The 13,859-nt window shown below is 44.7% G+C and carries 10 protein-coding genes and 1 tRNA gene; 2 read left to right on the forward strand and 9 right to left on the reverse strand.

The annotated features are described in order from the left end of the window. Window positions 1-94: 94 nt before the first annotated feature. From clpX to MKX36_RS19015, 4 genes are all read right to left on the reverse strand, one after another. Window positions 95-1,351, reverse strand: a complete 1,257-nt coding sequence (gene clpX / locus MKX36_RS19000) for an ATP-dependent protease ATP-binding subunit ClpX (RefSeq protein WP_013372695.1) — start codon at window positions 1,349-1,351, stop codon at window positions 95-97. Between the two features lie 12 nt (window positions 1,352-1,363). Continuing rightward, window positions 1,364-1,954: an ATP-dependent Clp endopeptidase proteolytic subunit ClpP gene (gene clpP, locus MKX36_RS19005; protein ID WP_016324659.1), complete on the reverse strand. Its 591-nt coding sequence runs from the start codon at window positions 1,952-1,954 to the stop codon at window positions 1,364-1,366. Between the two features lie 409 nt (window positions 1,955-2,363). Next, entirely contained in the window at window positions 2,364-3,677 is a 1,314-nt protein-coding gene (gene tig, locus MKX36_RS19010) for a trigger factor (RefSeq protein WP_017427409.1), read from the reverse strand. 143 nt (window positions 3,678-3,820) lie between these two features. After that, window positions 3,821-4,753 (reverse strand): hypothetical protein, encoded by a 933-nt coding sequence (locus MKX36_RS19015; RefSeq protein WP_016818406.1) that lies wholly within the window; start codon window positions 4,751-4,753, stop codon window positions 3,821-3,823. A 238-nt stretch (window positions 4,754-4,991) separates the two neighbouring features. Here MKX36_RS19015 and MKX36_RS19020 point away from each other — a divergent pair. Further along, a tRNA-Arg gene (locus MKX36_RS19020) sits at window positions 4,992-5,065 on the forward strand. Between the two features lie 215 nt (window positions 5,066-5,280). Then, window positions 5,281-6,045, forward strand: a complete 765-nt coding sequence (locus tag MKX36_RS19025) for an exodeoxyribonuclease III (protein ID WP_016818629.1) — start codon at window positions 5,281-5,283, stop codon at window positions 6,043-6,045. Window positions 6,046-6,120: 75 nt separating this feature from the next. Here MKX36_RS19025 and MKX36_RS19030 read toward each other — a convergent pair whose 3' ends face one another. From MKX36_RS19030 to MKX36_RS19050, 5 genes are all read right to left on the reverse strand, one after another. After that, window positions 6,121-9,360: a cellobiose phosphorylase gene (locus MKX36_RS19030; RefSeq protein ID WP_340865314.1), complete on the reverse strand. Its 3,240-nt coding sequence runs from the start codon at window positions 9,358-9,360 to the stop codon at window positions 6,121-6,123. 18 nt (window positions 9,361-9,378) lie between these two features. After that, entirely contained in the window at window positions 9,379-10,725 is a 1,347-nt protein-coding gene (locus MKX36_RS19035) for a GH1 family beta-glucosidase (protein WP_340865315.1), read from the reverse strand. Window positions 10,726-10,748: 23 nt separating this feature from the next. Further along, a complete protein-coding gene (locus MKX36_RS19040; protein ID WP_017427404.1) occupies window positions 10,749-11,567 on the reverse strand; it encodes a carbohydrate ABC transporter permease in 819 nt (272 codons plus the stop codon). Then, window positions 11,567-12,460, reverse strand: coding sequence for a carbohydrate ABC transporter permease (locus tag MKX36_RS19045; RefSeq protein ID WP_016818625.1), 894 nt, complete (start codon window positions 12,458-12,460; stop codon window positions 11,567-11,569). The genes MKX36_RS19040 and MKX36_RS19045 overlap by 1 nt, the downstream gene beginning before the upstream one ends. 70 nt (window positions 12,461-12,530) lie before the next feature. After that, a complete protein-coding gene (locus MKX36_RS19050; RefSeq protein WP_107734854.1) occupies window positions 12,531-13,859 on the reverse strand; it encodes an ABC transporter substrate-binding protein in 1,329 nt (442 codons plus the stop codon).

Raw genomic sequence — 13,859 nt, forward strand, 5'->3', positions numbered from 1 at the left:
TTAACGCCAAACCTCCACCCCATAAAACCTCATACGGGTTTAGTGAAGTGGAGATCGGGCTTCTCATATTGTAGAGATCGCGAAGTATCAATCCTTAGGCGCTCTCTTCTTGTTTTTTATCCTTATCTGTACCACCGAGTTCCGGTGCGATTTTGTCTTTTACTACCTGCTCGTTGATGACGCAAGTCGTCACATCATCACGGGAAGGAACTTCGTACATAACGTCGAGCATAATACCTTCGATGATTGCACGAAGGCCACGGGCACCCGTGTTACGCTTGATCGCCTCACGAGCAATGGCTTCCAGAGCATCTTGCTTAAACTCCAGCTGCACATTGTCCAGTTCCAGCATCTTCTGATATTGCTTGGTCAAGGCATTTTTTGGTTCAGACAAAATACGAACCAATGTCTTCTCATCAAGCGGCTCCAGCGTAGAAATAACTGGCAAACGTCCTACGAATTCCGGAATCAGACCGAATTTCAGCAGATCCTCTGGCAATACCATGGAGGTATATTCGCCTGGTTTTAGATCTTTTTGTTCACTAGTCGCGTTAAAGCCGATGACCTTCTTACCGATACGACGTTTGATCATTTGCTCCAGACCATCAAAGGCACCACCGCAAATGAACAGGATATTCGTGGTATCAATTTGAATGAATTCTTGATGTGGATGCTTGCGACCACCTTGCGGAGGTACAGAAGCAACTGTGCCTTCCAAAATTTTAAGCAACGCTTGCTGTACACCTTCACCCGATACGTCACGCGTAATGGACGGGTTTTCGGATTTGCGGGCTACTTTATCAATTTCGTCAATGTAGATAATGCCGCGCTCGGCTTTTTCTACATCATAATCGGCAGCTTGAATCAGTTTCAGCAAAATGTTTTCAACGTCTTCACCCACATAACCCGCTTCCGTAAGGGAAGTGGCATCTGCGATAGCAAATGGGACGTTCAAAATTTTAGCCATGGTTTGCGCAAGTAACGTTTTACCCGAACCTGTAGGTCCAAGCATCAGAATGTTACTTTTTTGCAATTCCACATCATCAATTTTGTTTTGTGTATTAATACGTTTGTAGTGATTATATACCGCAACAGACAAAGATTTTTTCGCTTGATCCTGACCAATAACATATTGGTCCAGAATTTCACGGATTTGCATTGGTTTTGGAATGTCTTTCAGATCTACTTCTTCTTCATGACCCAATTCTTCCTCCACAATTTCCGTGCACAACTCGATGCATTCGTCACATATATATACGCCCGGTCCGGCAACAAGCTTGCGAACCTGATCCTGAGATTTACCGCAGAAAGAACATTTTAATTGTCCTTTTTCATCATTAAATTTAAACATAGAGCCACCCCTTTACAGATTAATCGGTTTAGACAGCACCTGGTCAATGATACCGTATGCTTTCGCCTCTTCCGCTTCCATGAAGAAATCCCGGTCAGTATCACGTTCGATTTTTTCGAGGGGCTGACCTGTACGCTCCACATAGATTTGATTCAGCTTGGCACGTGTTTTGATAATCCAGTCCGCATGAATCAGCATGTCGGAGGCTTGCCCCTGAATGCCGCCGAGCGGCTGGTGAATCATAACTTCACTATTGGTAAGTGCATATCTCTTGCCTGGTGCACCGGCTGTGAGCAATAAAGAGCCCATACTAGCAGCCATACCTACACAAATCGTCGATACATCCGGCTTAATGAATTGCATTGTATCATATATACCCATGCCTGCAGTAACAGAACCGCCTGGCGAGTTAATGTACAAATTAATGTCCTTCTCCGGGTCTTCCGCAGAAAGGAACAATAGCTGTGCAATGACGAGATTGGCGACATCGTCATCAATCGGGCCACTTAGGAAAATGATGCGATCCTTAAGCAACCGCGAGTAAATATCGTAAGATCGTTCTCCTCGATTCGTTTGTTCCACAACCATAGGGACGAGACTCATCACGACCAACCTCTTTTCTTTATTAAAATGAACACCTGTATTCATCCGCTTCCTTAAGTCCCATTAAAACGGAAGCGGCAATCATGAAACGTGAACACCTTACAAAATATTTTAACATGTTCAGAGTCTCGTGTCATATTTGCCTGTGCTCATATATAAAATGCAGGCTATTTACAGACGTCCTGCCGAGACCTTCTCATATTTAACCATGTTTCGTATGTATGTGCAAATGTACGGTAGTGACTTATGTAAAACAGAAAACACCATTCACAGCGCTTTCCATAAACGACTAAAATTTGGATTATCTAAGGTAAAAATAAGGCACGTAACTTTCACTACGTGCCTTATCCTTATCTAATTACTACGTTGCAGCCTGTTACAGCATACACCGTATATTTTATCGTTTAAATTACTCAGCAGCTGCAGCTGGCGCTTCAACTTCTTTGCTGTTTTCAACCAGCAAAGCGATTGTTTTGCGCAGTGAGATCTCTTCTTTCAAGTTAGCGAACGAGCCGTTACTTTCCAGAATGCTGCGGATCTCTTCTACAGAACGTTTGTAAGCATCCGCCATGTTTTGCAGCTCTTCATTAATTTCCGCTTCGGAAACTTCGATGTTTTCTGCTTTAGCCACTTGCTCCAGCACGAGGTTGTTGCGTACGCGCTTCTCAGCATCAGCTTTCATTTGCTCTTCCAGGTCTTCTTTGCTTTGACCGGAGAAGCCGAGGAACATTTCAAGATTCATGCCTTGGCTGCGCAGACGGTTGTCGAAATCGCGAACCATGTTTTGCACTTCACTCTTAACCATTGCCTCAGGAATGTCGATTGTTGCATTTTCAGCAACTTTCTCCACTACAGCGCCCTCACGAGCTGCTTTAGCTTCGTTTTCTTTGCGTTCCAGCAATTGCTTTTTCAAGTCTTCCTTGAATTCAGCAAGTGTGTCAAATTCACTTACATCTTTAGCAAATTCATCGTCCAATTCAGGAAGAACTTTGCGTTTCAGTTCATGAACTTTCACTTTAAATACAGCTTGTTTACCAGCGAGGTCAGCAGAATGGTAGTTCTCAGGGAACGTTACTTCAACGTCCTTGGAATCACCAGTGTGCAAACCAATCACTTGATCTTCAAAGCCAGGGATGAAGGTATTGGAACCCAGTTCCAGAGAATACTTCTCAGCTTGTCCACCTTCGAACTGTACACCGTCTACGGAACCGTCGAAGTCAATGATAGCTGTATCGCCGGATTGAGCAGCATCTTCATCAACGACAACCAATTCAGCATGACGTTGTTGCAGGCGCTCCAGCTCTTGAGCCAGTTCTTCGTCGCTTACTTCGATTTTGCTTACAGGCACTTCTACGCCTTTGTAATCGCCCAAAGTTACTTCAGGTTTAACAGTAACTTTTGCTTTGAATTTGAAAGTTTCGCCTTTAGCAAATTGATCAATTTCAACATCTGGGCTATCTACTGGGAAGATGTCTGTTTGCTCTACAGCTTGGCTGTATGCTTCTGGCAACAGGAAGTCAATTGCATCCTGGTACAGACTTTCAATGCCATAACGTTTTTCAAAGATAGGACGTGGCACTTTACCTTTACGGAATCCTGGTACGCTTACTTGTTTAACCACTTTATTAAAAGCTTTGTCGAGTGCAGCGGCTACACGATCCGCGTCTACCTCAACTTCAAGAACCCCAAGGTTCTTCTCTATTTTCTCCCAAGTTGCTTTCATTTTATGCTTTCCCCTCCAACAAAATCTTCACTTAGTTTTCATTACAATCAACGCACACAAAATAACCACTATAGTATATCTAACATTACTGTCTTTTTCAAGAGCAGCCCTTGAATGCTTTAACAGGTAAACGTTTCCGGTCATTAAGGAGTGTTCATTCCCGCCGCTACGAATAATCGCATCGACCGATATGCTTGCTCAAAACGGAAGCGCAGTGCATCTGTAATGCCATATATAGCGCGGGTTTCTTCTTCATTATTGTTCCCGTTCAAACTTTCCGAAACGGTCTGATGGAGTGCTGCTGCCCAAATATCCGGCATTCCGTCCTCTTCTACCAACATTGATCTATAATCTTTCGTACCGTACACGGCCATCACAAACTGTGACCACAGCTCCTGTGCAAAATAGAATAGTGTGGGCTCATGCACTTCAGTCTGGTCAGCTACCCGTTCCAAAATACGCATAATCGCCTCTGGAAACTCATCAGGCTGTAACGGAACCGTTTCAATATCGATTTCTGTCTTTTCATCCCCTCGTCTGATTTCTATCGTCCCTTCCATTCCGCGGCGTCTCAATGTCTGTAGAACACGGAATTGGAGAAGAGGATGGATTTCCCGTTCAGTAATCCAGCGAAGCAAAGCATCGTCGATCTCCGGCAGTTCCAAGTAGGATAACTGTTCCAAAGCTAGAATCGTCTGTTCGGATAACGGTTGATCCATAGCCATCTGCAAAAGCTTGTTACCGTAGCCTGCATCCTGTTCCTGCTTAAAACGTGCATGACGGCGAGCCAACTCAACTTCACTGACTTCGTCTTCTTCCACATTGTCCGTTACCGCTCCGCTGTCAGCATACTGTGGAAATGCAGCTTCCAACCATTGTGATAGAGCGTTCCATTCATCGTATTGTTTCTGCTCCTGTCCCTGACACTGCATCAAAAAGCGCAGCATCGCCATCGCCTCTCCGTAACGTTCGTTTTCAAGCATCACCGTAAGTTGAATTTGATAGTAGTCCAGTGTCTTCGGAAACAATACGATATTATTTTCTTTTGTCGTCACCTTGGAGTCCTTTATTTTCAAGGCACCCCCTCTCCTCCGCAAGCTAAAGTATTTGTAGATTATATGAGAAACAGCAGCCGAAGTTCAACCACTCGTCTTCAACATATTCACCTGTATTCTAACATACCCTTTTATAAGGCAAAAAAAACGATGTGTAGTCTGAATTTATGTGGTGTAGAGCCCAAATAAACGATAAACGCAAAATAAGACTTGAATCTTTTTCATCCATATGATATATTAATATTCGCTTGAATTTTATGTCCCAGTAGCTCAGCTGGATAGAGCAACGGCCTTCTAAGCCGTCGGTCGGGGGTTCGAATCCCTCCTGGGACGTATAGCCGAAGCTTCCTATTTAGGAAGCTTTTTTTATTTTCCAGCGAATTAGGACCCACCGTGAACGTTGGAGCCAGCATCGTATTACAACCTATTTTAATGTAGAAAAGGCTGTTTCCGTAGCGCTGTTCGAGCGCTTGTCTGGGACAGCCTTTTAATCGAGGATATACCCATTACACCGCATGACTGCGTGGAGTAGTAAGGAGTTTAATCAAATGAAATTAATATCTTGGAATGTAAATGGCTTAAGAGCCTGTGTAACCAAAGGTTTCTATACTTATCTAAAAGAAACGAATGCCGATATTTTTTGCGTACAGGAAACGAAGCTTCAAGAAGGACAAATCCTCATGGAGAACATGGAGGAATACATGCAATACTGGAATTATGCTGAGAAAAAAGGGTATTCTGGCACAGCTATTTTCACCAAAATCAAGCCGCTCTCTGTGCATTATGGACTCGAAGAAAATGAAGAACCGGAGGGTCGAACCCTTACGCTGGAATTTGAAAAATTTTATCTTGTCAATGTGTACACACCGAATACCAAACGGGATTTATCCCGATTGCCATACAGGCTCGAATGGGAAGACCGTTTTCGCAACTATCTGCAACAACTAGACACTCTGAAGCCTGTCATCATTTGCGGAGACTTGAACGTGGCTCATCAGGAGATCGATCTCAAAAATGCCAAAGCCAACTACGGAAATGCTGGCTTCACGCCCGAGGAACGAGACCGCATGTCACAGCTGCTCAACGCTGGATTTATAGACACCTTCAGATATTTTTATCCTGATCGAACGGATGTTTATTCCTGGTGGTCCTATATGCCAAAGGTGAGAGAACGGAATATCGGCTGGCGGATTGATTACTTCCTCGTCTCGGAGCGGCTTCGTCCACTATTAATAGATGCGAGTATTGATTGCCATATTACAGGCAGTGACCACTGTCCTGTTATATTAGATTTGCAAGATATTTCCGCGTAATTCCGCACTAATACAAGAAATTAGGGTCTTAAAAAGCCGTCATGCTCTATTTTGCAGCATGACGGCTTAAATGAATTAAAGCGATCTCTCCAGATGCACCTCGATACGAGAAACCAGCCGGTCTCTCACATCCTGAGCCTCTTTTGGGTCTAAAACAGCCTGGTTTATTGTCTTCTGTTCATCATTGCTGTAATGCAGTATATACTGTTTCACTATGCAGTCCGGCGCATAAGTATCCATACGACTTGTATTATAATACGTCACTTGGCAGCTTCCGAGAAAGCAGAAGGATAACTCACCTGTAGCTGTGAACAGCCAGCCTGGCAACTTGGGCTCCAGCTTCAGGGTAAGCCCCCTAGAATCACAGCCAAATGGCTGCCCGCCTGTCATCATCCATAGCCACATATGAATAAATTCTGCTGTAGATCCACTCAGCCTCGCAATATATCCCGTTCCATGCAAACTTGCATCAGGATTAGCACTGCTAGCAATAAAGGAACTGTTTTCCAGCGTACTTCTTCCATAGATCGTAGCATCCATAAAAGGGGGTAGCGCTTTTTGGATGTCGGCAAAAAATTCAGTGTATAGACCCACCTTTAAACACTCAAGTAAATATTTATATTCCATATGCATAAATATCGATTCATTTTCCAGCCACCCTGGCGTGAAAGCTCTGGAACGGCCCAGTTCAAACGGCTGCCCCGCCAGACTCTCATTCACCTTATACATACCCAGCTTTTTGTCGTAAAGCTCGCTCTGTCTGATAAGTCGATACAGCTTCCTCCCATTTACAATGTCGCCAGTTACTTTCATAGCCCGGGTTGGTCCTTCCAGGAAGAACGGTATATCCTTGCGTTTAAAGGAATGTATATTTACAAACACCCCCCCGTTCTCATCCTGCTGTACCTCGAATTCTTTGGCTTCATAATAAAAGAAGGTTGGGTATATCCCCTTTCCTATACGCAGAGCCTTATCCATCCCCTCTTGAATCTTACGTTCAGCCCGCTGCAAAAACTCCAGTACATCAGCAAACGACAATGCTGCTTCGGTCCCTTCAAATCCAAAACGAACCGTTTCGCGATATGCTTCTCTAGCATCCGAAATCCGTGACCAGAAGCCATGATCGGCACTACCATTCCCAGGCTCCGCATCATTAAAATCGTGGTAGTACTCTTCAACTGCGAGCCCTAATTCTTGGATCAACCTGGCTACCTCTAGCGGTAGCCTCAGCACAAAGTCTGCCGAAAGCTTCATCTGTGCATGTATTAAAAATCTTACGAGTCGCTGTAACTCGCATAGCTCACTAAAGCCCGAAGCAAACAGCCCCGGAAGTCCGTTCATGGAATCATTCCATCCTGGTTTCCCCGCCTCCATCTCAATTCCCAAGCCTTCTGGGTCTAATGTAGACAGCTTGATGGCAGCCAAGGATAGCAGCTTCTCGTATAAATTGGACTTGTAAATCTCTCCGTTGCCTCGTCCGGTTCGAACCCAGTGAACATCCCGAGTCCGCATGTGAAGTTGAGCTTTCTTCTCCTTGCTTTCTACAACCGCTCCGTACTGACGAATACGTCCGTCCTTCATCTGCACGTATTTGTTTCGGCGCGGCTGTACCCATGCGGGACTGTCGTAATACATGTACTCCCTGGTCGAGAGCAGGAGTTCTTCTTGTTTGTCTGGAAAGATACTTAAATAGCTTTCGATTAGATCCATATTATAAGTCCAATGGTCGATCCAGAAGCCTTCACCAAAATCAGCCTCATAGCATTGTTCGGAATGCTTGAGGGCTTCGGTCACAAATGTCTCTACCGTTTGCTTTAGTCCAATATTGTCATGAATGATGTGCTGAATCAGCTCGCCCGGGGTAAATGATGATTGAAAAAAAGTACACAAAGACGAATGGGCCGCCACTTCCACCTGTTCCAGCAACGGTTCGAGCTCTCGTATTTGAAAGCTACACCCTTTTACAACAAGCGGATTATAGCCATCCGGCTGAATCAGGCTCATAAACAAACGAATATTAAAATCTCCGACGTCCGGGTTAAACCACACATCATTTCTCCGATTCTGGTTCGCATCGCGGAAATTACCATTTCCTTGAGAATAATACCCCGCCTGAAGCTTGAAAAAATTATAGTCTCGTTCCAGATCCCCATGCTTGCGCGAAAATACATGATACACAAAGGGTTGCTCCGTGCCGTTGTCCAGCAATAATGGATAACCACCACGTAACAGATTATCCAGATAGCTCTGACGACAGTATTCGTCAAACAACGGAATGGATGTCTGCGTGGCCATTCCATCTGTCAACTCTTCAACTAACGTTCTAGCTTCCTTCGCCTTTTGATCGATATAAGACATCGTTGCAATTTCTGTAATCCGTTTATTGATCAATTGAATATCATTCACATGCCCGATGACCGAACAGTGATTTACAGCTGCACCTGCCGCCAATCGTGCCGCATAACCGCTAAACCCACAAGGCACTTTATTCGTCGTCACTGGCTGCTGTGATATCAGGTCTTCGACACGTGTATGGATAAAGCAGTCAGGGAAGGTCAGGGAAGTATTTTCACCAAATATAATGGACGGATCGACAATGGGACGTACTAGTCTGGCCTTGCCATCCTGCTCCACAAAGCTATACATAAAATGTCCCGCCTCAATCTGATGGACCTCACTTGTATCCGCTGTACTTCCACGTACCTTATAGTAAGGTATGCTGTTATTGAGGTTATACACATCCATCCAGCTTTGCAGTGTATATCCAAGCTCCTTGTAAGCCGTATTGTCAATACCGAAGGGCAGCACAGCCGGCATGCCGTCCAGCACCTCCAGCTCAAGTTCTTGATCGGAATGATTGACAATCTCAACCTTGCGCACCAAAGCAGCGTAGCTTTCATGAGGAAGCGTAAAATATTGCACACGCACCTCCAGCCCTATATCTGGATGAGAGCTATTAATTTCCAGCATATGGCGGGATATTAACATTTTTTGTTGCTCATGCTCTAAAGGACGCACAGCCGAAAACGGCTCCATATAGCTCCACTCATCCTGCCTTTTTACCTTTAAAAAGGTACGGAAGCCATGGATCGGTACGAGGCTATAGCTGCGGTTAGCCGGAAAAAATTCCATAATCGCTCCATTTTTATCCTCCACACCAAAGCTCGCAATTCCTTGTCCACGATTAACATAATACGCCCACAGGGGAATCCCCTGAACACCAGCAATGCCGGGCAAGAAACTGGAAAAGGGCTTGGCATGCGCAAAATTTTCAATCACAAAACGTCCTTGATTGTCAAAATAATACGGCTGCATCGTATCCCCCTTTTCTATTTAAAACCCGTTCTTTGCCATCATTTGCTTGAACCATAGCGCACTTTGTTTGGGAGTCCGTTCCTGCGTCTCGTAATTGATATGCACAATACCAAAACGCTTGCTGTAGCCCCAGGCCCATTCAAAGTTATCAAGGAAAGACCAGACAAAATACCCCTTGAGCTGGCCTCCCTCTCTAATGAAGCGATGACAGGCCTTTAAATGTTCTTCAATATAGCGCTGACGCCCGGTATCCTCAATCTGTCCATTTACCAGTTCATCCCTCATCGCTGCTCCATTTTCCGTAATCAGAATGGGCAAGCCCTTGCTAAAATCCTTCTCAATCCGCGTCAGCAGCTTATAAAAGGATTCAGGATGAATCTCCCATCCCATGTCCGTTACTGGCTCCTCCATGTGAACCTGCTCTACTTGCAGCAACGAAGCGTCGTTCGTTGATCGAATGATGCTGCGGGAATAATAGTTAATGCCCAAAAAATCCCCTGGTTGCTGAATCAGCTCCATATCACCAGGCTGTACAAAATCCAATCCATTCAGATACGTTCCGTACCATTCCACCATATCTTCAGGATACTTTCCGTTAAACAATGGCTCCGCAAACCAACGATTAATAAAGCCATCTCTTCTGATGGCAGCAGCCACGTCCTCGGGTCGCTCGGAAGCCGCATCCACATGTTCCATGTTCAACGTAATGCCAATCTTACCCGTTAACCCTTTCTCCTTGTGCAAATTGCTGGCAATCCCATGACACATCAGAATATGATGGGCGGCAGTAAAGGCTTCCCTCCAGTTCTCATGGCCAGGGGCATGCTCTCCTGTACCATAGCCCAAAATAGAGGCGCAATAAGGCTCATTGATCGTATTCCACCAGTTTATCCGCTCGCCGAATCGATCCATGATTACAGAGGCATACGTTTTAAAATGTTGGATAGTCTCTCGCTGTGTCCATCCACCCTCGTCCTCAATCCACTGCGGTAGATCCCAATGATACAGCGTCAGCATCGGGATCAGTCCAGCCAACTCAATCTCATCCAGCAGATGCTCGTAGAAGAGCAACCCCTCTTCGTTAATAATGCCAGGCGCGGGCATAATACGTGGCCAAGCTACAGAAAAACGATAATGTAAAAAACCAAGCTGTTTCATTAATTGCACGTCTTCTTTAAAGTGGTGAAAATGATCACATGCTACATCTCCACAGTCCCCTCCGATTACCTTCCCGGGGATTTGACAAAAAGTATCCCAAATGGAGGGCGTTCTGCCGCCCTCATCTGTACCCCCTTCAATTTGATAAGAAGAGGTTGAAGTTCCCCACATAAACGTGGCAGGAAATATAAAGGTATTCTCGCTCATACTCGGTACCGTCCTTTCAGGAATCAAGACTTCACAGCTCCAGCCATTGCACCGCCGACAATAAAGCGCTGGAGGAAAATATACAAAATAACCAGCGGTAGTGTAACAATCAAGATACCGCAAGCAAGCAGCGGCCAGTTGTTCATGTATTGTCCATAGAAAGAGAACAGTCCCTTGGTCACTGGCTGATAGGCGGGATCAGACAAATAAATGGTAGGACCTATAATGTCGTTCCATGCACCAATGGCTGTCAAAATGATGCCTGTCGCCAACACGGGCTTCATCAGTGGTACAAGAATCGTGAACAAATAACGTGAATAACCGCATCCGTCCATTGCAGCCGCTTCATCCAGCTCTCGGGAGACAGACTTGATATACCCCACAAACATCAGGAAAGCGATGCCGGTACCTGTCGTTTTCAGCAAAATAAAACCAAGCTGTGTATTGTACAGTCCCAGACTATTAATAAGGGCAAATTGCGGAATTAGCGGATTGGGGAGATACATGGAAATCAGGAAAAACACATAAAAGAAGGTACTGAACTTAACATATCCCCGTGCTAGCGGAAAGGCGGCAAACACGGATATAATCAGGGTTAATAACGTAGAAACTCCTGTATACAAAATACTGTTCCACATATATTGAGAGAAATTCCCTTTATCCCAAGCATCCATGAAATTCTCCAAACGCAAACCCTTGGCTAACGCTACAGGATCCATCAAATACTCGCTTTGCGTCTTCATCGATACATTAAAAAGGTAGAAAAGCGGGAGTACATATAACGAAAGCATGAGCAGTACGATGGTGTAGCTCACTATTTTGGTTCCTTTGCTACTGCTCATTACATTTCCACCTCTCTTCTGCGCAAGTAATAAAGTGCAATCATCGATACCGTAAACACGAATACAAACTGGATCATCGCAACTGCGGAAGCAAGACCATAATCTGATGTCCCGGAGCCAAAGGCTGTGGCATATACATCAAATGCAAGTGTCGTCGTGTTGAATTTACCCCCTGTCAGCACATAAATAATGTCAAAGGTTTGCAAGGCGCCGATAATGGACAGCAGCATATTGACGGTAAAGGACGGTGCAATCATTGGAAAGGTAATATTTTTGAACGCTTTCCATCCAGAAGCGCCGTCCATATATCCCGCTTCATATAAGTCACTAGGAATGGATTGGAGTCCAGCTAAGAAAATAGTCATCGAGTAACCCATGTACATCCAAATTTGCACAAAAATGACCAATTCAAATGCAATATCATAATCCCCAAAGAAGTTGGAGCTGGTTCCAAAAAAGTTCAGCAATGCTTGCGCAGGACCGCCAAGCGGATTGGCAAGCAGCTGCCAGATCAGACCGGATACCGTTACCCCGAGCACAACGGGCAGAAAAAATACAGAGCGATATAACACATCACCTTTGAGCTTTTTATTAATAAGGATAGCCATGAATAGCCCAACTGCGTTTTGGATCACAACCACCGCTACGGCAAAATATAAGGAACGGCCAATGGAAGCAATACGATCTCCAGAATCGGAGGAGGTAAAAAAGGTCGTGTAATTCTCAAATCCGATAAAATTCCACGTCTGTCCCGGAACCCCGGTAGCATCTGTAAAGGAAAAAAGCACGGTTACCATAGAGGGTCCAAAACCAAGAAGCAAATAGAGCAGCACCGGAATACTCAGCAGAAGATAGGGCATTATCCGGGCTGCACCCTTTCCAAAGGGATACATGGGTCTCACACCTTTTCACATTATTATGGGAGCTTTGCAGTTACCATTGTGTTCATGTAAAATCTATGGATTATTTAGGAGCTGCCGCATCCCAGTCTGCTTGAGATTTCTGCGCAAGCTCCAAAGGCGTTTTTAACGGACCGGCAGGCGCCAAAAATTCCGCATGTACACTGGCTTCCTTAATGTACTGTCCAACATTCTTACGATTGATAAACAGCTGATCCCAAGAGAGCTTGAAGTTTTCCAGTGAAGGCTGGATTTCATTAACGAAATCGCTGCTTATCTTCACATCAGACTGTGTTGGCAAAAATCCAGCAGCATTCACAAAATCCGTGTAGTTCTGTTTCTCAGAGAGCATTTCAAGCCATTTGATCGCATACTCCTTGTTTGGTGACTTTTCTAGTACCATCCAGGTCATATCATACTTGCCTGCCAGGTTTTTATTTTTGGCGGGGTCGTTACTGCCCGGAATCGGGAAATAACCAAATTTCAGCTCTGGATTGGCTGTCTGAATCGTAGTTGCATCCCACGTACCATCCGCAATCATCGCTACACGCCCTGAAGCAAATAAGCTTGGCAAGGTGCCATAGTCAATTCCCATAAATCCACCAATGGCATTGTTCATCAAAATTTGTGATTTTTCCAGCACCTCAAGCTGGACAGGGTCAGTCAGTTTTGTTTTACCTGTCCACAACCCTTTGATGTATTCCAACTGATCATCATGGATAGAGGCCTGAAGCCCTTGGACAGCAAGGTTGATAGGCCATACATCTTTACCGCCGAAACCAATCGGTTCTACACCGTTATCCTTGAGCACCTTCATAACATTCACCAGTTCGTCCCATGTCGTGGGCACAGCAAGATTATATTTTTCAAAAATCTCTTTGTTGTAAAACAGACCTGTCAGTGCTACCTTCCCCATGTTTACACCGTATACCTTGTCGTTATAGGTCATGGCATTTTTGACATCTGTAGGATTATAGTTTTTGATAAAAGCTTGATCTGACAGATCTGCAATGAGTCCTCCCTCGATCCACTGCTTCCACATCGGATCAGCAGCTCCCTTAGACCATTCCTGCGGTGCGCCTACGAAGCTGAATTTCAGAGGAATAATATCTGCATCACCGGTTGAACCCGCATTCATACGCGTTTGCATCAGTTGATCATAAGTGGAATCAGCAGGAACCGTCGTATACTCCACCTGAACATCAGGATACTTCTCTTCAAACTTTTTATTAAATTCCTTAATATAGTTATTAATATTCTCCTGCTGCCAATGAATAATTTTTAACGTGACCTTTTTATTCCCGTTCTGCCCAGCTTCGTTACCTTTACCGCAAGCGGCTAATACCACGATTAAAGCGGTTACAACAAGTAAAGAAAAACACTTTTTCAGCAT

Origin of the sequence: Paenibacillus sp. FSL W8-0439, assembly GCF_038008995.1 — a bacterium.
GTDB classification, from domain to species: Bacteria; Bacillota; Bacilli; order Paenibacillales; family Paenibacillaceae; genus Paenibacillus; species Paenibacillus polymyxa.